Source organism: Chryseobacterium mulctrae (genome assembly GCF_006175945.1).
Lineage (GTDB): Bacteria > Bacteroidota > Bacteroidia > Flavobacteriales > Weeksellaceae > Chryseobacterium > Chryseobacterium mulctrae.
This window is the reverse complement of the sequence record NZ_VAJL01000001.1, coordinates 600,974-619,581: the sequence shown is the minus strand read 5'-3', so window position 1 is coordinate 619,581 and position 18,608 is coordinate 600,974. Positions and strand designations below refer to the sequence as shown.

Genomic DNA, 18,608 nt, shown 5'->3' with positions numbered 1-18,608 from the left:
AACCACAAAAAAACCATCAACGATCAACAAAAAAACATTAACTATATAATGACTTTCCAAGAACAGATACAACAGGGTATTCCAAATCAATTACCTCAGCCAAAACCATACGAAACCAATATCAATCACGCTCCGAAACGTAAAGAAATTTTAACGGATGAAGAGAAAAAACTCGCTCTGAAAAACGCTTTACGTTATTTCGAACCTCAGTTTCATGCAGAATTAATTCAAGAGTTTAAAAAAGAACTCGATGAGTTCGGAAGAATTTATATGTACCGTTTCCGTCCGGATTATGAGATGAAAGCGAGAGATATTGCAGAATATCCAGGAAAATCTGAGCAGGCAAAAGCGATTATGCTGATGATCCAGAACAACCTGGACTATGCAGTGGCACAACATCCACACGAATTGATTACATATGGTGGAAATGGTGCGGTATTCTCCAATTGGGCACAGTATCTTTTGACGATGAAATATTTGTCTGAAATGACGGACGAACAAACATTAACAATGTATTCAGGGCATCCGATGGGATTGTTTCCTTCTCATAAAGATGCACCAAGAGTGGTTGTGACCAACGGAATGATGATTCCTAATTATTCTAAACCGGATGATTGGGAAAAATTTAATGCTTTAGGTGTGACGCAGTACGGACAAATGACGGCAGGATCTTATATGTACATTGGACCGCAAGGAATTGTTCATGGAACAACGATTACGGTGTTAAATGCCTTCAGAAAAATAAATAAAGAACCAAAAGGCGGATTGTTCGTAACCTCAGGTTTAGGCGGAATGAGTGGAGCACAGCCAAAAGCAGGAAATATTGCAGGTTGTGTTACGGTAATTGCAGAAGTCAATCCAAAGATCACCAAGATCCGTCATGATCAAGGATGGGTGAATGAAATCCATGAAAACCTTGATGAATTAGTAGAAAGAGTAAGAAAAGCTCAGGAAACTCAAGAAGTTGTTTCTCTGGCTTATCTTGGAAATATTGTTGAGGTTTGGGAAAAATTTGATCAGGAAAATTTAAGAATTGATATCGGTTCAGACCAGACTTCGCTTCACAATCCTTGGGCGGGAGGTTATTATCCGGTTGGACAAAGTTTTGAGGAATCTAACACGATGATGGCAGAAAACCCTGAATTATTTAAAGAAAAAGTTCAGGAAACATTAAGAAGACACGCTGCAGCGATTAATAAACATACAGAAAAAGGAACGTATTTCTTCGATTACGGAAACGCATTTTTATTGGAAGCTTCAAGAGCCGGAGCCGATGTAATGTCTGAAAATCCAACGTTGGGAAGAGAGTTTAAATTCCCTTCTTATGTTCAGGATATTATGGGGCCAATGTGTTTTGATTATGGTTTCGGACCGTTCCGTTGGGTTTGTACAAGCGGAAAACCTGAAGATTTGCAGAAAACAGACGAAATTGCGTGCCAAGTTTTAGAGGAAATGATCCAAAATTCTCCTAAAGAAATCCAACAGCAAATGAAGGATAATATTCAGTGGATCAAAGGGGCACAGGAAAATAAATTGGTGGTTGGTTCACAGGCGAGAATTTTGTACGCCGATGCGGAAGGAAGAATGAAAATTGCAGAAGCCTTCAACACAGCCATTAAAAATGGAGAAATTGGAGCGATAGTTTTGGGAAGAGATCATCACGATGTTTCGGGAACAGATTCGCCGTACAGAGAGACTTCCAATATTTATGACGGTTCGAGATTTACGGCAGATATGGCGATTCATAATGTGATTGGTGACAGTTTCCGTGGAGCGACTTGGGTTTCCATTCACAATGGAGGCGGCGTTGGTTGGGGCGAAGTGATCAACGGTGGTTTTGGAATGCTATTGGATGGAAGCGACGATGCCGACAGAAGATTAAAATCAATGCTTTTCTGGGATGTCAACAACGGAATCTCCAGAAGAAGCTGGGCAAGAAATGAAGGCGCTGTTTTCGCTATCAAAAGAGCAATGGAAGTGGAACCAAATTTGAAAGTGACGTTGCCAAATTTTGTGGATGAGAGTCTTTTTTAATTTTAGAATTTGAAAATGATAAAGCAATCCGTCACTTCGAGTAGCTTTTGAAAAAAGCGTATCGAGAAGTTATTGTATTGAAATATAAAAACCTGCCTCACAGCAGGTTTTTATATTTATGATAGCGCGGATCTTTAATCCGTGCTTTGATTTTTTGCTCGCGGAATGCAAATCCGCGAGATCGGGAAAAAATTATCCATACTTTATTCCGACACTTAAAAATAATTCCTACTTTTGGGAGCAATTAATTTTTAACCAAAAATGGTCAACTTATTTTGGAATATGACCCAAAAATAGAAATGAAAATAAAAAAAATAGTATTCAGCATATTAACCGCTCTTGTTTTAATTATATCAATATTCCTTTATATGAATAGGAATAAATTTGTCTATGTAGGTTCAGTAGATATTATTGAAGTCGATTGTAGCAAAAAACGTCAAATCCTGAGCGAAGTTTTAGAAAGTGACCAAAGGATTAGAAAAGCAAATAAACCCATCAAATACGCTAAAGAAGATCATAGGAATCAGGAATTAGTGATCAGCATTATTGAAAAGTGTGGTATGCCAACATTAAAGGAGGTGGATCAAAAACATATGGATGCAATCTGGTTGGGATTGCAACATAGTACCGAAGAAATCAGAAAAAAATATTTTCCGAAAATAGAGAAAGCGGTTAAAAATGGAGACTTATCTAAAGGACAGTACGCATTGATGAAAGACAGGATTTTAATGGACGAAGGAAAACCTCAAATATATGGTTCACAAATAAAAAATGGTAAATTGTATAAATTAGAAAATCCTGCAACGGTGAACGAAAGAAGAAAAGAAATGGGAATGGAGCCAATAGAGGATTATTTAAAGAATTTCAATATTCAGTTCAATCCGAATTAACAACACAACATATAATCACGTATACGACTCCGGTCAAAATTGAATGGAGTGTGTCTCTCCGCATTGGTGCGAACATCTTCCTCGCACTCATTCAATTTAGTTTAAGACACGAGCTTGAAGCTCGCACCAGCGAAGTATAACGCAGAAATATTCATTTTCAAAAAACCTTAGAAAGTATGGAAAAACCTGCTGTGAGGCAGGTTTTTGCTTTTATTTGTATAGATTAATTAAGTTTTTTAGTTTTTCTAAAATTTCCAAACTTTGGATCCGATGCAGATAACCCAGTTTTTTCATAAATTTCTCTTCTCCTTTCTTCTTCTGTTTTTTCTTTTGGTAAGTTATGAGGACCTTTTTTCTTTTTAATAGGGAGTGCTGTGGTGATTCTTTCATTCGAAACACCAGTTGATTTATTAGGTAGCCACTTATTTCCACAATTTAAACAATGTATTTGAATTTTATTTGCTCCAACAGTACCGGCTACTAATCCTAATGGTCCAGCAACAAAAATTCCTGCTATGGCTTTTCCGAATCCAAATCCTTTTTTTTGTGAAGTGATTTGCTCTGAATTACATTTTGGACATCTTATCATTGTTTTTATATTTATTAGTTTAATACATAAAATTTAATCTAGTAACTAAAAAAATCTTCTGTGAAGTTGATCTTCATAATTTATTAATTATTTAATAATCTTTACGGCAGAGCGTATTGTTCCTGAGTAGCCTCCTAAATCTATCGTTATATACCATCTTCCAAAATTTGGAACTGAAACTCGATAAGGAGAATGCTTTATATATCCTCCATAATATTTATGATTTTTTCCATATTTATAATTTGAAAAGTTTGAGATGTCCATGAGTTTAACATTTGCAGCAGTTCCTGCTAAAGTCACTTCAACTATTTCTCCACCACTTAATTGACCTAAATCGTGTACTTGATATTTCATTTTTTTTTTAATTTAAAAATTAGTTCTTGTCAATAGATGAAAATTTCTTAGGAAAGTTTACAAAAATTAGTTCGCAAAATCGTCCAAGATAATAACCTTCAAAATCTTCAACTTTCCCAGTGTAACTATCAAACTTAAAAACTTGTGATGTCAGATATTTATTGTCATTATCTTTTGTTAGTTTTATAGCTCCCTTCTCTCCCCACTGCCCAGTATGTTTCAAATATTCTGTACTATTTATTGTTAATATTTCCCATGTTGACAACTTTCCTTCGTTAATAAGTTTTATAATTTCATTTTTGAAATCATTTGCATTTGATGTTTTGAACTTTAATGTCATAATGTTATTTTTCTCAAAAGTATATAGCTTAACTTAATAAAAATTACGGATTTCCGTAATCTAATAATTACGACTTACTTAAACTCTAACTCACACCTCCTAACATTATATCATCCTTAAAATAAACCTCCTGCATCTGCATTTTGTTTAAAACACCCCTGTTTATAACTTCATGCAATTGCATTTTATCTAAAACAAGCTTGTTTGTAACCTCGTGCAATTGCAGGAAGTCTCTCACAAGTTGCGGGGAACTTCTTGCAACTGCATTTTATTTCCCACAAAATGTTTTAAACAAAATGCAGAATTATTTATATTTGTTTTAGTTATTTCATGAATAATTAATAATTAAAACACATTTTAAAAGATGAAAATTTCATTAGTCAGACTGAGCACTAAAGATCTTGCAACTTTGGCTCAGAGAATTCTCAACAATATCCAATCAGGAAAATATCCTGTAATTTCCAATCATCCGCTTACCGCAAATTTGCAGACTCTATAACGATTAGTGCAGAATTAGGGGAAATTAGATTTGGTTGAGATCCTTTCAGGATGACAAACGGAATAAAAAAAATGATGACAAACTCAAAGATATTCAATGTTTTTGATATTCATTTCTATAATTTAGAATCATAAATTGATTATATTTGTATCAATAAAAGGTATTAAAAAACATAAAATAATGACAAAAGAAATAGAAGAATATATCGATATTCTTAATAACATTGATGAGATTTTGAAAAACTCTCCTTTCAAAATGTCTTATATTATTGAGAAATCAGGAATTAAGAAACCTACTTTTTTCAAGAAACTAAAAGAAAAAAGATTCACACCGGAAGAGCTTTTAGTGATTGCTAAAACGATTGAAATAAGAGAGTGGAATAATGAAACCTCCAACGAAAATAGCAAATCTTTAACCCCACAATAATACAATCTAATAAACTAAACATGAAAAAACTAGGAATTATTGGCTGTGGCTGGCTCGGAAATCATATTGCAGAAAGATTATCCAATCAATATGAAATTTTCGCAACAACGACGTCCGAATCTAAAATAAAAGAACTACAATCAAAAGGTTATCATCCAACATTGGTTGATTTTCCTGATCATCCATCTGAAGCAATATCAACTTGGGATGTTTTACCACAATTAGATGCGGTAATTATTACCGTTCCGTTTTCAGGAATTAGAGGAGCACAAGTCTCTATGAAAGAAAAACAGCAGAATCTTTTGGAATTTCTTGGAGATTATAAAGGTCAATTGTTTTTAATGAGCTCAACGGGAGTTTATCCTCAGATTGACAAAGATTTCACAGAAGATAATCAACCTGCAGAAAAGGTAGAAAGTGAGAATTTCATTTTGCATCAATTTCCAAAGGCGAATGTTCTGAGATTGGCCGGATTAATGGGAGATCAGCGACTTTTAAAGAATTATAATATTTCAAATTTAGAAAGGTTGGTGAATCATATTCATTATGCAGATATTTGTTCGGTAGTAGAAAAAATGCTGGACAATCATTCTGAATCTAAAGTGTACAATGTGGTTGCGCCAATTCATCCCAACAAAGAGGAAGTAATTAATGCTCAGAAAGATTTACCTTATTCTGGTGAAAGAATAGAGATTGGAAGAACGATTTCTCCAAACAAATTAATTGAAGAGTTGAATTTTGAGTTTCAATATCCTGATCCGAGGTATTTTCATTTGTAGAATTAATTAGTATCGCTTAAAAAAGTACTGAATAATCATTTCAAAATGAAGATTAATTATCCTAATCAATTTTCTCGTGTATTCTAAATTTAAATCGCTAAGTTTTTTATCATTATTTATTCTGATGGCATTTTACGGTCTTCAGGATTTGCAATTGATTTATCCGAATTATTTTCCGAAACCTGTTTATGATTTTAAGAAAAACCCTTTAAAAAAATCTACTGTCGACTTGGGAAGAAAGCTATTTTATGATCCTATTTTATCGAGAGATCATACAATTTCATGTTCTTCGTGTCATTTGTCGAATCAGGCTTTTTCACATGCCGGAAATCATTTAAGCAAAGGGATTGAAGACGGAATTGGAGACCGGAACTCTCCTGCGATTTTCAATTTGGCTTGGCAAAAAACATTTATGTGGGATGGTTCTGTTGTGAATATCGATGTTCAGGCTTTAGCGCCGATTAATCATCCAAAAGAAATGGGTGAAGATATTAATGTTGTTGTTCGCAAACTCAATCAGTCCAAAGAATACAAAACGCTTTTTTACAAAAGTTTTGGAGACAGTTTAGCAACTTCTGAACGTGTGATGAAAGCACTTTCACAATTCCAACTTACCATTGTTTCTGCGAATTCTAAATATGATAAAGTAAAACAAGGGAAAGCAAAATTTACTGCTTCCGAAAATAAAGGCTATCAATTGTTTAAGGGAAATTGCAGTTCATGCCATTCTGAACCTCTGTTTTCAACGTATGAATTTGCCAATAATGGACTATCCTATAATTCCGAACTAAAAGATTACGGAAAATGGAACAAAACTTTTGAATCGGCTGATAAGATGATGTTTAAAATCCCTAGTTTGAGAAATCTTGCTTACACTTATCCTTATATGCATGATGGCAGATTTAAAACATTAAATGAAGTTTTGGAACATTATGAAAAAGGAATCGTTAAAAGCCCAACTTTAGCGAAACAATTAGAAAAACCGATTGTTTTTAATTCTCAGGAAAAGGAGGATTTATTAGCTTTTTTAGCAACATTAAATGATTCTATGTTGGTTTCTAATGTGGAATTTCAGAAAAAATAATTTTTATTGATCAAAACGAAAGATCATTTTCCGATTAAACACATTCACCTTTTGAAAAATTATACCGCTCAATATCACAAAAACCATTTCGTTTTAAATTCTGAAAACCAACAGGAAATTGGTAGAATTACAGACGAAACCAGATCATTTATATTGCATCAATGCATAGAATATCAATCTCAAGTTTATGAGATAAAAAATGTAGGTTTTATGAAAAATGACGTTGAGTTGAGTCTCGCCAAACGCATTATTTATTTTACAGACTTTGGAAAAGACAGAATTATCAAGTCGGGACAGGATGTAAGAATTTATTATTTTAAATTTAGAAGAATCAGCACGATAATTGAAAAAGGAAAAGTTCTTGTCAAAATATGGAGGGTGAAAAAATGGTTTAAAGATCCGATTTTTCATATCGAAGCAGACGAATCTGTTGATGATCTGTTGATTTTACTGTTCCTGCATTATTCAACCAGAGAATTTAATGGAATAGATGGCGGAGATTAATAAACAAATTGCCGTAAAATAGGTTATTTATTCACTAAAATATTTTCTACAGATTCCAGAATTTCTTTTTCTATATCATCTTCATGAAGACTTTCAAGCGTGTAATTTTGCTCTTTTAAAGCAGCGGTTCCTGTACCATTTTGAAAAATGGTATCCTGATGTACAACGATTCTTTTTAGATTTTTATCGGTAACAAACATAATATGCGGAAACTTATCATTCGCATAAAAATTAGAATCTACATTTCTTGAAATCTGAAGTTTGATATTGGTTTGAGCATTAATCCCTAAACCATTTTTAATTTCTTCATTAAATGAAACTTTACAGCCAAATCCGTTTTGTCTGAGCATTCTTCTGAATTCCTGCATTTTAGGATCGATAAAGTTCTTGCACAGCGTTTTAAAACCTTCAATAAATAAATCGTCTTCACTTTTTTTCTTCTCAAGACTTTCTTTCAGCTTTTGATCTTCTGATTTTAAGTTTGAGAATAAAGAGTTTAGTTTATTGATATTTTCTTCTTTCATTTGTTTTATTTTTTTGACTGCTTTAATTTAGATTTTCAAATATAAATAAAATCATAAAATATAATGATAATGAAAAGCCAGTTCAAATTCCTTTTTATCAAACACTTTTACAGAATTTTCAAAGTTATTTTTTGTTAATTTCTTCAGCCAGCCCAATAAGAATTCCTTCAGGTCCACGAATGTAACAAAGCTTATAAACGTTTTGGTAATCAACAACTTCTTCTACAAGTTGGGCGCCATGTTTATAAAGTCTGTCGAGCGTGTCGTCTAAGTCTGCAACGGCAAACATAACACGCAAATAACCTAAAGCATTTACGGGAGCGTTGCGATGATCTTCAATTACTTTCGGATTAATAAATAGCGAAAGTTCCAGCCGGCTGTTTCCATCGGGTGTCACCATCATAGCAACTTCTACAGATTGATTGCCAAGTCCCGTAACACGACCTGCCCATTCGCCTTCAATCATTGATCTTCCTTCTAGCTTTAAACCAAGTTCAAGAAAAAAAGAAATCGTTTCGTCGAGGGATTCTACCACAATTCCGACATTGTCCATTCTAAGTAAATTCTGATTTTTCATAATTTAAAATTTATATTGAAGTGAAGTTAGCTTTAGAAATTTGATTATACAGTTTCAAATTCTTTTGGGTAAATTACGGTTCCCGAGATATTTTCAAGATTACCTTTTACCAATTCAATAGCCATAAATACATTTGAAGGTACGTCAAAAGGTGCTTTGATATTCCATTTTTCAGCAGGTTCAAATCCAAATTTTGGATAATAATGTTCATGTCCTAAAACAATTACCGATTGATAACCCAATTGTTTTGCCGTTTCAAGACCACGTCTGATTAATTGACCGCCAATTCCATTTTTTTGAAATTCGGGTAATACAGCCATTGGAGCAAGTGCTAAACTTTCATTTAAAGTTTTATCATCATTTTTTATATTGATTTTAGTAAACAAAATATGACCAATAATTGCGTTGTCTTTTATAGCAACAATAGAAAGTTCGGGAATAAAAACATTCAGATTATTTCTTAAAGCATTTACTAACTTCGCTTCATTCTGCTGTCCGAAAGCTTTACCGTTAAGTTCAAATACTTCTTGAAAATCATCCTGTGTTTCCTGTCTATAAATTACTTCTTCTGTCATGTTGTTTTTCTTTCTGTTGATTTCTTTAAGTGAAATTTCTTAATCAAAAGTTAAATTTATAACAAAAAACTGAGTTTTATATTTTGAATGGCTTGCTAAAAAAACGGTTAGTGCAAACTTATTTTTTTATCAAAAGGTAAAAAACAGTATTATTTTCATTTAAATATTAAACACTTTCCAACCTTTTTACTCAACACTGCATCTTTAATTAAAAAGAGACCATGAAAATCATTTTACCAAAGCCTTGTCATAAAAAATGGGAAACAATGACATCTCAAGAAAAAGGAAGATTCTGTGCGGTTTGCTCAAAAACTGTCAGAGATTTTACGAATGATTCTGATGATGAAATTTTAGATTTTTTTTCTGATCATTCGTCTCAAAATATCTGCGGAAACTTTTATGAATCACAACTTAATAGAAATATGCAGTATTCAATAATCAACTCGCTATTTTCAAAATTTGCTATTGGTTTTATCTTAACATCCGGCAGAATTGTTTCTGTAAATGCTCAGGAAAAAGATTCAATAAAGACTTCAGCTCTTGCCAATCTTCAAGGGCAAATAGCTTCTTTAGTAATTAATCAAAATAATGCATATTCTTCACCTCCAATAATGGGAAGAGGTGCACCTTCATCCATTCAGGGAAATAACGAACCTTTATGGGTAATTGATGGCGAAATTGTGGAAGCTAAAACCTTAAAAGATTTTGATCCTAATAAGATTAAGAAAATGAATAATCAAAGGAATTCAGGCAACTGCACTGTACGGAACTAAGGCGCGTAATGGAGTCGTCATTATTAAACTGAAAAAAGAATTTAGAAAGAAGAAATAAAATTTTAAGAAAAATAAATATCAGATTGGAATCATTCTTGACTTCATTATTGTATCACAAAATATACATTATGAAATCAGACACCATCAAAACCATCGCAAAATACGGTCTTGGAGCGATGTTAATTACCGCAGGAATAGGTCATCTTACATTTGCAAGAAAAGAATTCCAAGCACAGGTTCCCGATTGGGTTCCACTTGAAAAAGATGATACCGTTGTTTATTCAGGAGTTGCAGAGATTGCTTTAGGAACTGCTATTATTGCGACTCCTAAAAAATACGAATTGATAGTTGGTAAAATTGCAGGAACTTTTTTTACGGCAGTTTTTCCAGGAAATATTGCACAATATAAAAATGATCGAGACAGTTTCGGCTTAAATACCGACGGAAAGAGATTAGCCCGATTATTTATGCAGCCATTGCTTGTTTTCTGGGCATTAAAATCAACAGAAAAATAGAATTGAACTCAGCTTTTTTGCTGAGTTTTTTATTTTAAAAAATGTTCATTTTAATCGGTACACGAAACCTCTTCATTTCGAGTAGATTTTGAAAAAATCGTATCGAGAAATTTTTATGTAATTTCTTGATAAAATCCTTGAGCTGACGAAATGATTTTCAATATTAATTTTCATTCAAACACCCATCAAATAGAGTAAATCTATGAGTTGTTTCTTTTTAAAACAGATTTTTACGGCTAACTTTATTCTTTCAAATTTCCAAACTATTAAAATATACAATTTATGAGCTCAGTCAATGAAACTTCATTCCATAATCTGTTCAAATCTGAAAACGAAATTCCTGAAGAATATAAAGTTCCCGAAATCCATCAACGAGAATATCTCCTCAACGGAGAATTGGTAGAATGGAAGGGAGATGTCACCGAAATTTATTCACCGGTTTGCATTAAAACAGAAAATGGTTTAAAAAGAAAACTATTAGGAAGCATTCCGAATATTAGTCCGAAAGAAGCAATGGAAGTTTTGGAAGCTTCAGTAAAAGCTTATGATAACGGATTGGGAGAATGGCCAACAATGTCTGTGGAAGGAAGAATAAAATGCATGCAGAAATTTGTGTATTTTATGATTAAAGAGCGTGATTTGATTATCAAATTACTGATGTGGGAAATTGGAAAAACTTTGCCAGATTCCACCAAAGAATTTGACAGAACAGTAGATTACATCAACCAAACTATTGATGCCTTAAAAGATTTAGATAGAGAATCTTCACGTTTTCAACAAGCCGAAGGAACAATTGCTCAAATCAGAAGAGCACCTCTTGGTGTAGTTTTGAGTATGGGACCTTTCAATTATCCTTTAAACGAGATTTTCACCACATTAATTCCTGCTTTAATTATGGGGAATACAATTTTGTTTAAACTTCCGAAGCATGGTGTTTTAGCACATTATCCTTTATTAAAAGCATTTAAAGAAGCCTTTCCAAAAGGTACAGTCAATACTTTATACGGAAAAGGTTCAGAAATTATCACTCCAATAATGGAAAGCGGAAAAGTAAATGTTTTAGCATTTATTGGTTCAAGTAAAGTAGCAAATGGATTGAAAAAACTACATCCGAAAGTCAACCGTTTAAGAGCTATTTTAAGTTTAGATGCAAAAAACGCAGCAATTGTAACTAAAAATTCGAATCTTGACATTGCTGTAAGTGAAATTATTCTCGGGGCGCTTTCTTTCAACGGACAAAGATGTACCGCTTTGAAATTGATTTTCGTTCAAAAAGAGGTTGCTGAAGAATTTACTAAGAAATTAACGGCAGCTGTTTCTGCTTTAAAACCTGGACTTCCTTGGGAAAAAGAAGTGAAAATTACTCCGCTTCCAGAAGTCAATAAACCTTCTTATTTAAAAGAATGTATTGAGGATGCTTTAGCAAAAGGAGCAAAAGTTCTCAATGAAAATGGTGGATCTACCGAAAAATCTTTTGTTTTTCCAGCAGTTGTTTATCCTGTGAATAATGAGATGAAATTGTATCATGAGGAGCAGTTTGGTCCGGTAATTCCGGTAGTTCCGTTTGACAATATTGAAGAACCCATCGATTATCAGGTGAATGCAGACCACGGAATGCAAGTGAGTATTTTCAGCGAAGATGCTCTGGAAGTTTCGAAATTAATTGATTCTTTTGTAAACCTGGTGAGCCGAGTGAATATCAATTGCCAAGCTCAACGTGGACCAGATGTTTTCCCTTTCACAGGAAGAAAAGACAGCGCAGAAGGTACACTTTCTGTTTTTGATGCGCTTCGTTCGTTCTCCATCCGTTCTTTGGTGGCTGCAAAAATTACAGATTCTAATAAAGAATTGTTGAATACCATTGTGAGAGACCACGATTCTAATTTTTTGAGTACAGATTATATTTTTTAAGTTAGGTTTTTACTTTTAAAAGATCAGTTAATCCACAATGAATTTGTTTTATTCATTGTGGATTTTTAATTGAAATCGATTGATTTTGTTAAAAAATGTAACATTTGGCAGAAAATGATACTAACTGTTCAGAGTAATAAAATGGCATTACTGGAACAAGAGTTTTTAGAAAAAATTGAAAAGCATAAAGGAGTGATTTTCAAGATTTCTAAAATGTATATGGATAATTTTGATGACCAGAATGATCTTTATCAGGAGATCATCTATCAGGCATGGAAATCATATAGTGAATTCCTTGGGAAAAGCGATTTCTCTACTTGGCTATACAGAACTGCACTAAATACGGCCATCGTCTTCCTCAAAAGCGAGAAAAAGCGTAGTTTTATACATTATCAAAGTATAGAAAATCTCTCTGTATACCATGAAAGTTATAATGATGAAGACGACAGAAATATGAAATTGATGTATGATGCCATCCACCAACTCAGTTCTATTGATAAAGCACTTATTTTTTTCTTTCTGGAAGATTTTACGGGTAAAGAAATTGCTCGTCAATTGGGTATTACAGAAATAAATGTTAGGGTAAAACTTAACCGCGCTAAGGCAAAACTTAAAGAGATTATTGAAAAACAGAAATCTGTTTAATGTAAAAGTTTAGAAAATGGAATTAGATAATTTAAAAAAACTTTGGAATAAAGACAATAAAAATACTCCACCGGAAATTTCTTTGGAAAAACAAGATGAAATTCACTCTCCGCTGGAAATGATAAGAATCAATATGAAAACTGAATTCTGGATAATGATTGTCACATTACCGGGTATTTTATATGGTTTTCCATTTACAACAAACGATTCAAATATCAAAACGATTTCCGTTTTTGAAGTTATTTTGTCGTTTGGGTTTATTATTTATTTTTATTCCAGATTTATCAAGTTGTATAAATTGCTTACCAAAAATAGCATTAATACCAATTATGATCTATTCAATCTAAAAACTCAGCTTTTGGTTTCTAAGGAAATTTATCTTGCGTATTATATTTCTTATATTCCCTTGGCATTAATGATGTCTCTTATTAAGATCAGCTTTCATTTTGATACAGAATATCATGTTGCCATTTTTGGGATAAGCCTTTTGATAAGTATTTTGCTGATATTTTTCATTATAAAATATTGGATTTATTATATGTACGGAAAGTACATTCAGGATGTTATACACATTGTTGATGAACTAAATGGAGTGGAATTGAAACCTAGAAATAATAAAACCAATACATGGTTTGAAAGATCACAAAGATATTTAATTAAAAAATATGGTATTAAAGGAAATATTATTAATACTATAGTCTGGTTTTTTTCTTGTTATGTAGCAATCATTTTATTCCTTCTGATTATTCTCCTAATTATAATTATAATTGGAGCTAAACTCAATTTCATAGATTTAAATATTTTACTAAAGACTTTAAATAGATTGAATTAATTTGAAAATTTTTTGTAACATTTTTGTTTTTTTTATACTAACTGTTAGAATTAATCAAAAATATTATGAAAAAAACAGTTATACTTATTAAATCTTTGAGCTTTGTTTTTGTATTGGGTGGTTTAGCTCCGTCTTTCATAAACGCACAGGATCATAGCCTTAGAAACACAGAAAATTCTGTTCAAAATTTACCTAGAATATCTAGAACTTCAGGTATGGGTAATTTTCACGCCAGTTTTAGCGGAAAGAATATTTCATCTGATTTTTTGATTAATCATTTTGGTGAATGGTTAGGAACTAATAATGACCATACTTTTAAATTTGTTACAAGTTCAACTGATGATTTAGGATTTAAACGTTCTTCTTATCAGCATTATTATAAAGATGTAAAAGTTGCTGATGAATTAGTATTGATTCACGAAAAAGATAATAAAATAACTTTTGTTAATGGTGAACTCTCTGACGAGATAAGCTTTTCTATTAAACAGCCTCTTAGCCAATCTGAAGTAGAGAATATTGTAAATGCAGATATGAAGACCCCCAACGTAACTTTCGATGAATTTGACCAGGTAATTACGAAAGTATATTCAGGTAAAGGTGTTGAATTACATTTGGTTTCACAAATCAGTGCACTATCTTTAAAAACTTTACAAGGATTTATGTATTATGTAGATAATACTACAAAACAAGTTGTAAAAAAATTAGAAAAAATTCATAATCATAATATAGCGCCAAAAATTAACAATGTTTTTCCACTAAATAAAGTGTCTTCGATTAGCAAAACATTTTTTATTAGTCCGTTGGTAGATGCTCCATCTACAAGTGCAACTTATTATAAAGGTAATCAATCTATTACTGTAGATTCCTACAATGGAGCTTACCGTTTAAAAGATAATGCTAGAAATATTCATACATTAGATGGAACCGGATGGGATGGTAATGGAACCGCATCCACTGGTTTAACGGGAAATATTGCCGAATATACAAGCAATACAGCTAATTATATGGGTACGAATACTAAACCTGCTGTAGAAGTTCATTGGGCGATGGAAAAAGCAAAAGATTATTATATTGATAGACATAATAGAAACAGTTATGATGGTAATGGTTCCATCATCAGAAATTATTATAATATTAATTTTAATACGCCTAATACTCCCATTCAAGGAGATAATGCTGCTGCTTTAGATGTTCAAGGAATTGTTGCTATGATTTATGGAAACGGTTTAGTCGATGGGCAGTCAGGTATTTTTAATCCCTTTGTAGCATTAGATATTGCCGGACATGAATATTCCCACCTGATGGTGGGTAGAACTGCTAATTTGGCATATCAAGCAGAATCAGGAGCTTTAAATGAATCTTTTGCAGATATGTTTGGGACTGCAATAGAATTCTATTCAGGAATTTCTCCAAACTGGAATATTGGAGAGGGAATTCCTAACCACCCTCTTTTAGGTTTATTTATAAGAAGTATGTCTGATCCTAATTCCGGATCTTTTATCTTGGGGTCTCAACAACCAGATACTTATGGAGGAACTTATTGGATTACGCCAGTACCCCCATATGACAACAGTAATGATAAGGGCGGGGTACATACAAATAGTGGAGTAGGGAACCATTGGTTCTATTTATTATCTGTAGGAGGTTCTGGAACTAATGATCTAGGAACCGCGTTTAATGTAACAGGAATTACAATTCAGAAAGCAGAAAAAATAGCGTATAGAACTTTAGCAACTTATCTTACCGCAAATAGCGGTTATATTAATGCATATACTGCTTCGAAACAAGCTGCCATTGATCTTTATGGTGCAGGTTCCAATGAATTACAGCAGGTAGAAAATGCCTGGTGTGCGGTAGGGCTGGGCAATTGTGCTACCTTTTTAGCCGTGAATGAGGCAACTAAGTCTGATATACAAGATATTAAAATCTATCCAAATCCGGTTACTAATGGCCAATTTACCATTGAGTCTGGTCTCAAAGGAAATGTAACTTATGAAATATATGATTTTTCTGGTAAGTTGATTAAAACATCTGAAAAACTAGAAAAAGGAATAAACAAAATTAATATAAGCGGAGTACAGGCAGCTGCTTACATATTGAAAATTAACATAAATGGAAAAATTGTTTCGAAGAAAATAATTGTTGAGTAAATCTCTAATTTAGATGATAAATTTTATCTCATCAATTATTTAAATTTTTTTGTATTGTGAAACAGCAGCAATTATTTTGCTGCTGTTTTTCATATATGCTGTTATAAGCTTAATTATCCTTTAAGAAATCAGCTAAAGCATGGTTTAGATGATCTGCATGTGTTATATTAAGTCCGTGAGGGGCACCTTCGATTATGATGAAGTCATTATCAACAATCCCAGCAGCAGCTTGTTTTCCTGCCGTTTCTATTGGTACAATCTGGTCGTCATCACCATGTACGATCAGGGTTTTTACATTTATATTTACTAACTCTGGTCGGAAGTCTGTATTTGCCCAACTTTCAGCACATTTTATTGTTGCAATTGGGGACGCTTGAGAAGCAATACTCCAATCAAAATCTAGTTGTTTCTGACTTACTTTTTGAGAAAGTAATCCGTAATTGTAGAAGTTTTTATGGAAACTTTCCAAGAAAGTGACTCTGTCAGTTTTTAAACTGGTTAAAATTCCATACAATTCTTCTTCAGAAACTCCATGTGGATTATCATCTTTCTGTTTTACCAAAGGAATGATGGACGAAATCAAAGCTATTTTATCTACATTTTCTGAACCATAATTGGTTAAGTAACGTACAACTTCACCACCACCCATTGAAAATCCGAAAAGGATGACGTTTTTTAATTCTAATTGAGTGATAATCTCGTGTAAATCCGCAGCCAATCCGTCATAATTATAACCATCTAAAGTCGGAGACGATTTTCCGAAACCTTTTCGGTCGTAAGTGATCACTCTGTATCCTAGATCTAAAAGTACAGGAACCTGTAGTTCCCAAGATTTTCCGCTCAACGGCCAACCGTGAATTAAAATAATCGGTTGTCCGAAACCGAAATCTTCGTAATAAAGTTCAAAATTTTTGCTGTCTTGTTTTGTAAGGTAAGGCATATTTATATTTTTTTGGTGTTCAATATAAAACACAAATTTTGCGCCACGAAAGGTTTTGTTCTGAAAATGTGGTATCTGTTTTTTTTGATTAAATTTCCACTATTATTTTTTGCTTAAAACTGTAACAATTATTTCAATGATATACTAACTCCACAGAGAGTAAAGAAACCATGACCTCACAACAAGAATTTATTACCAAAATTGAAAAGCATAAAGGAATCATTTTTAAGATTTCTAAAATGTATATGGATGATAAAGATGACCGCGATGATCTTTTTCAGGAGATTACGTATCAGGTCTGGAAAGCGTATCCGAATTTTAAAGGTGAAAGTGAATTTTCAACCTGGCTGTACAGAATAGCGCTCAATACAGCGATTATTTTCCTGAAATCTGAAAAGAAAAGAAGTTTTATAGCCAATGAAGATTTTTCGAATTATAAAATTGCAGAGGATGAATATGATCACGAAAAAGAAGAGAAACTTGCTGAAATGTATAAAGCCATTCATCAGCTAAACCCTATCGATAAAGCATTTATTTTTTATTATCTCGAAGATTTTTCAGGAAGAGAGATTGCCGAACAGATGGGGATTTCTGAAGGAAATGTAAGAGTAAAAATGAATCGCGCAAAAAACAAACTGAAAGATATTTTAAATAATAATTAGGTTCGAGATGCGAGTTACGTGTTATAGAATGTGCTACGAATCACGAATCACGAAACTCGAAACCCGAAACCCAAAATAAAAAACAAACATTATGAATATAGATGACCTTAAAAACGCATGGAACGATGATGTTTCTGATGAAACACCTGAAATCAGCATTGAACATAAAAATAAAATCAATCTTCCGCTAGAAAAAATCAGGAAAAATATGCGAATGGAATTTTGGTCAACCTTAGGAATATTAATTTTCGGGTTTTTCATCGTTTGGGTTCCTATTCCCGAAGCTCCGTTTAAGTTTAAATTTTATATCACGGTATTGTTGTTTTCAATGGTAATCGTAGTATCATTTTTCTTCAGTAAGTTTTTTAAATTGTATAATAATATCGGCAATCCAATGATGAAAACTTTTGATTCACTGAAAGATTTAATGTACCAGTTTGACCTTAATAAGCAATATTATCTATCTTTTATGCTTTCATTTGTGCCGTTTTTGGTTTGCGAGTTGATTATCGTTATCGAGTTTCTTCCGCACCGAAAACCATTGAGCGATTTTCAGGCAGCTACAACGATTATTTCTACGCTTGCTGTTGGTCTTTTTGGTCTTTTCTTACTAGCAAAGTATTGGTACCAAATTTTTTATGGAAAATATGTTAACCAGATAGAAAATCTTTTGAGCGAATTGCAAAAGAAGCAATAAAGAACATCCTGAAAATGCATAACGAAGATGCAGCTTTTATTTAATATCAATTATAAGTTGTATCTTCGTGTCAATATCAATTAAATGACAACAAAGTATTTTTTTCCGGTAAAATATACCTCGATTACCCTTTCGTTGTCTTTGTCGTATCTGCATGATGACAAATTTTTAAAAAATTCTAAAGAGTTTATTTAATATCCCTGTCGAGACTCAGGACAGGGCATTATTAAGTGTTTTTTCACCCAATTTCATTTTTTCTGAATGTGTATTCTGCATACCTTATCACAATTTTTTTGTGCTTTATGGGC

At 32.7% G+C, this 18,608-nt stretch carries 22 protein-coding genes; 15 read left to right on the top strand and 7 right to left on the bottom strand.

Annotated elements, in window-relative coordinates:
- The first annotated feature begins 48 nt into the window (after positions 1–48).
- Positions 49–2,034 (top strand): urocanate hydratase, encoded by a 1,986-nt coding sequence (locus FDY99_RS02710; protein WP_139418955.1) that lies wholly within the window; start codon positions 49–51, stop codon positions 2,032–2,034.
- A 368-nt stretch (positions 2,035–2,402) separates the two neighbouring features.
- Positions 2,403–2,924, top strand: coding sequence for a DUF6624 domain-containing protein (locus FDY99_RS02705; RefSeq protein ID WP_139418954.1), 522 nt, complete (start codon positions 2,403–2,405; stop codon positions 2,922–2,924).
- A gap of 223 nt (positions 2,925–3,147) precedes the next feature.
- On the opposite strand, the gene FDY99_RS02700 is transcribed toward FDY99_RS02705, so the two are convergent.
- The 3 genes from FDY99_RS02700 to FDY99_RS02690 all read right to left on the bottom strand — a co-directional run bounded on the left by FDY99_RS02700 (position 3,148) and on the right by FDY99_RS02690 (position 4,207).
- Positions 3,148–3,513 (bottom strand): hypothetical protein, encoded by a 366-nt coding sequence (locus FDY99_RS02700; protein ID WP_139418953.1) that lies wholly within the window; start codon positions 3,511–3,513, stop codon positions 3,148–3,150.
- 87 nt (positions 3,514–3,600) lie between these two features.
- A complete protein-coding gene (locus tag FDY99_RS02695; protein WP_139418952.1) occupies positions 3,601–3,867 on the bottom strand; it encodes a DUF1883 domain-containing protein in 267 nt (88 codons plus the stop codon).
- 19 nt (positions 3,868–3,886) lie between these two features.
- On the bottom strand, positions 3,887–4,207 hold the full coding sequence (locus FDY99_RS02690; protein WP_139418951.1) for a hypothetical protein: 321 nt from the start codon (positions 4,205–4,207) through the stop codon (positions 3,887–3,889).
- Positions 4,208–4,571: 364 nt separating this feature from the next.
- On the opposite strand from FDY99_RS02690, the gene FDY99_RS23530 reads away from it, so the two are divergent.
- The 5 genes from FDY99_RS23530 (at position 4,572) to FDY99_RS02670 (ending at position 7,499) form a co-directional block, all read left to right on the top strand.
- Complete coding sequence (locus FDY99_RS23530; protein WP_262711390.1) at positions 4,572–4,706, top strand: hypothetical protein; 135 nt, start codon at positions 4,572–4,574, stop codon at positions 4,704–4,706.
- 180 nt (positions 4,707–4,886) lie between these two features.
- Positions 4,887–5,132, top strand: a complete 246-nt coding sequence (locus FDY99_RS02685) for a hypothetical protein (protein WP_139418950.1) — start codon at positions 4,887–4,889, stop codon at positions 5,130–5,132.
- Positions 5,133–5,152: 20 nt separating this feature from the next.
- Positions 5,153–5,911: a Rossmann-fold NAD(P)-binding domain-containing protein gene (locus tag FDY99_RS02680; RefSeq protein WP_139418949.1), complete on the top strand. Its 759-nt coding sequence runs from the start codon at positions 5,153–5,155 to the stop codon at positions 5,909–5,911.
- Positions 5,912–6,035: 124 nt separating this feature from the next.
- Positions 6,036–6,995 (top strand): cytochrome-c peroxidase, encoded by a 960-nt coding sequence (locus tag FDY99_RS02675; RefSeq protein WP_139418948.1) that lies wholly within the window; start codon positions 6,036–6,038, stop codon positions 6,993–6,995.
- Positions 6,996–7,001: 6 nt separating this feature from the next.
- Positions 7,002–7,499, top strand: a complete 498-nt coding sequence (locus tag FDY99_RS02670; protein ID WP_139418947.1) for a hypothetical protein — start codon at positions 7,002–7,004, stop codon at positions 7,497–7,499.
- A gap of 23 nt (positions 7,500–7,522) precedes the next feature.
- On the opposite strand, the gene FDY99_RS02665 is transcribed toward FDY99_RS02670, so the two are convergent.
- From FDY99_RS02665 to FDY99_RS02655, 3 genes are all read right to left on the bottom strand, one after another.
- Positions 7,523–8,023 carry a hypothetical protein gene (locus FDY99_RS02665; protein ID WP_139418946.1) on the bottom strand — a complete coding sequence of 167 codons (501 nt, stop codon included), beginning with the start codon at positions 8,021–8,023 and terminating at the stop codon, positions 7,523–7,525.
- A gap of 124 nt (positions 8,024–8,147) precedes the next feature.
- A complete protein-coding gene (locus FDY99_RS02660) occupies positions 8,148–8,600 on the bottom strand; it encodes a VOC family protein (protein ID WP_139418945.1) in 453 nt (150 codons plus the stop codon).
- Positions 8,601–8,644: 44 nt separating this feature from the next.
- A complete protein-coding gene (locus FDY99_RS02655; protein ID WP_139418944.1) occupies positions 8,645–9,175 on the bottom strand; it encodes a GNAT family N-acetyltransferase in 531 nt (176 codons plus the stop codon).
- A 221-nt stretch (positions 9,176–9,396) separates the two neighbouring features.
- Between FDY99_RS02655 and FDY99_RS02650 the strand changes: the two genes are divergently transcribed.
- The 6 genes from FDY99_RS02650 to FDY99_RS02625 all read left to right on the top strand — a co-directional run bounded on the left by FDY99_RS02650 (position 9,397) and on the right by FDY99_RS02625 (position 16,001).
- On the top strand, positions 9,397–9,948 hold the full coding sequence (locus FDY99_RS02650) for a hypothetical protein (protein WP_139418943.1): 552 nt from the start codon (positions 9,397–9,399) through the stop codon (positions 9,946–9,948).
- A gap of 128 nt (positions 9,949–10,076) precedes the next feature.
- Positions 10,077–10,463, top strand: coding sequence for a DoxX family protein (locus tag FDY99_RS02645; RefSeq protein WP_139418942.1), 387 nt, complete (start codon positions 10,077–10,079; stop codon positions 10,461–10,463).
- 282 nt (positions 10,464–10,745) lie between these two features.
- Positions 10,746–12,374, top strand: coding sequence for an NADP-dependent glyceraldehyde-3-phosphate dehydrogenase (locus FDY99_RS02640; RefSeq protein ID WP_139418941.1), 1,629 nt, complete (start codon positions 10,746–10,748; stop codon positions 12,372–12,374).
- 141 nt (positions 12,375–12,515) lie between these two features.
- Positions 12,516–13,019, top strand: coding sequence for an RNA polymerase sigma factor (locus tag FDY99_RS02635; RefSeq protein ID WP_139423753.1), 504 nt, complete (start codon positions 12,516–12,518; stop codon positions 13,017–13,019).
- A 16-nt stretch (positions 13,020–13,035) separates the two neighbouring features.
- Positions 13,036–13,851 carry a hypothetical protein gene (locus FDY99_RS02630; protein ID WP_139418940.1) on the top strand — a complete coding sequence of 272 codons (816 nt, stop codon included), beginning with the start codon at positions 13,036–13,038 and terminating at the stop codon, positions 13,849–13,851.
- A gap of 65 nt (positions 13,852–13,916) precedes the next feature.
- On the top strand, positions 13,917–16,001 hold the full coding sequence (locus tag FDY99_RS02625; RefSeq protein WP_139418939.1) for a M4 family metallopeptidase: 2,085 nt from the start codon (positions 13,917–13,919) through the stop codon (positions 15,999–16,001).
- 109 nt (positions 16,002–16,110) lie between these two features.
- Here FDY99_RS02625 and FDY99_RS02620 read toward each other — a convergent pair whose 3' ends face one another.
- A complete protein-coding gene (locus FDY99_RS02620; RefSeq protein WP_139418938.1) occupies positions 16,111–16,941 on the bottom strand; it encodes an alpha/beta fold hydrolase in 831 nt (276 codons plus the stop codon).
- 170 nt (positions 16,942–17,111) lie between these two features.
- Here FDY99_RS02620 and FDY99_RS02615 point away from each other — a divergent pair, with 170 nt between their 5' ends.
- Both FDY99_RS02615 and FDY99_RS02610 read left to right on the top strand, forming a co-directional pair.
- Positions 17,112–17,603: an RNA polymerase sigma factor gene (locus tag FDY99_RS02615; RefSeq protein ID WP_139418937.1), complete on the top strand. Its 492-nt coding sequence runs from the start codon at positions 17,112–17,114 to the stop codon at positions 17,601–17,603.
- Between the two features lie 91 nt (positions 17,604–17,694).
- Entirely contained in the window at positions 17,695–18,300 is a 606-nt protein-coding gene (locus FDY99_RS02610; RefSeq protein WP_139418936.1) for a hypothetical protein, read from the top strand.
- Positions 18,301–18,608 lie beyond the last annotated feature (308 nt).

What these genes read in the sequence shown, in the direction of transcription:
- FDY99_RS02690 (WP_139418951.1), bottom strand. Translation starts at nt 4,207, where the DNA reads ATGACATTAAAGTTCAAAACATCAAATGCAAATGATTTCAAAAATGAA.
- FDY99_RS02610 (WP_139418936.1), top strand. Translation starts at nt 17,695, where the DNA reads ATGAATATAGATGACCTTAAAAACGCATGGAACGATGATGTTTCTGAT.
- FDY99_RS02710 (WP_139418955.1), top strand. Translation starts at nt 49, where the DNA reads ATGACTTTCCAAGAACAGATACAACAGGGTATTCCAAATCAATTACCT.
- FDY99_RS02640 (WP_139418941.1), top strand. Translation starts at nt 10,746, where the DNA reads ATGAGCTCAGTCAATGAAACTTCATTCCATAATCTGTTCAAATCTGAA.
- FDY99_RS02660 (WP_139418945.1), bottom strand. Translation starts at nt 8,600, where the DNA reads ATGAAAAATCAGAATTTACTTAGAATGGACAATGTCGGAATTGTGGTA.
- FDY99_RS02695 (WP_139418952.1), bottom strand. Translation starts at nt 3,867, where the DNA reads ATGAAATATCAAGTACACGATTTAGGTCAATTAAGTGGTGGAGAAATA.
- FDY99_RS02645 (WP_139418942.1), top strand. Translation starts at nt 10,077, where the DNA reads ATGAAATCAGACACCATCAAAACCATCGCAAAATACGGTCTTGGAGCG.
- FDY99_RS02655 (WP_139418944.1), bottom strand. Translation starts at nt 9,175, where the DNA reads ATGACAGAAGAAGTAATTTATAGACAGGAAACACAGGATGATTTTCAA.
- FDY99_RS02685 (WP_139418950.1), top strand. Translation starts at nt 4,887, where the DNA reads ATGACAAAAGAAATAGAAGAATATATCGATATTCTTAATAACATTGAT.
- FDY99_RS23530 (WP_262711390.1), top strand. Translation starts at nt 4,572, where the DNA reads ATGAAAATTTCATTAGTCAGACTGAGCACTAAAGATCTTGCAACTTTG.
- FDY99_RS02635 (WP_139423753.1), top strand. Translation starts at nt 12,516, where the DNA reads ATGGCATTACTGGAACAAGAGTTTTTAGAAAAAATTGAAAAGCATAAA.
- FDY99_RS02665 (WP_139418946.1), bottom strand. Translation starts at nt 8,023, where the DNA reads ATGAAAGAAGAAAATATCAATAAACTAAACTCTTTATTCTCAAACTTA.
- FDY99_RS02625 (WP_139418939.1), top strand. Translation starts at nt 13,917, where the DNA reads ATGAAAAAAACAGTTATACTTATTAAATCTTTGAGCTTTGTTTTTGTA.
- FDY99_RS02700 (WP_139418953.1), bottom strand. Translation starts at nt 3,513, where the DNA reads ATGATAAGATGTCCAAAATGTAATTCAGAGCAAATCACTTCACAAAAA.
- FDY99_RS02620 (WP_139418938.1), bottom strand. Translation starts at nt 16,941, where the DNA reads ATGCCTTACCTTACAAAACAAGACAGCAAAAATTTTGAACTTTATTAC.
- FDY99_RS02630 (WP_139418940.1), top strand. Translation starts at nt 13,036, where the DNA reads ATGGAATTAGATAATTTAAAAAAACTTTGGAATAAAGACAATAAAAAT.
- FDY99_RS02680 (WP_139418949.1), top strand. Translation starts at nt 5,153, where the DNA reads ATGAAAAAACTAGGAATTATTGGCTGTGGCTGGCTCGGAAATCATATT.
- FDY99_RS02705 (WP_139418954.1), top strand. Translation starts at nt 2,403, where the DNA reads ATGAATAGGAATAAATTTGTCTATGTAGGTTCAGTAGATATTATTGAA.
- FDY99_RS02675 (WP_139418948.1), top strand. Translation starts at nt 6,036, where the DNA reads ATGGCATTTTACGGTCTTCAGGATTTGCAATTGATTTATCCGAATTAT.
- FDY99_RS02650 (WP_139418943.1), top strand. Translation starts at nt 9,397, where the DNA reads ATGAAAATCATTTTACCAAAGCCTTGTCATAAAAAATGGGAAACAATG.
- FDY99_RS02615 (WP_139418937.1), top strand. Translation starts at nt 17,112, where the DNA reads ATGACCTCACAACAAGAATTTATTACCAAAATTGAAAAGCATAAAGGA.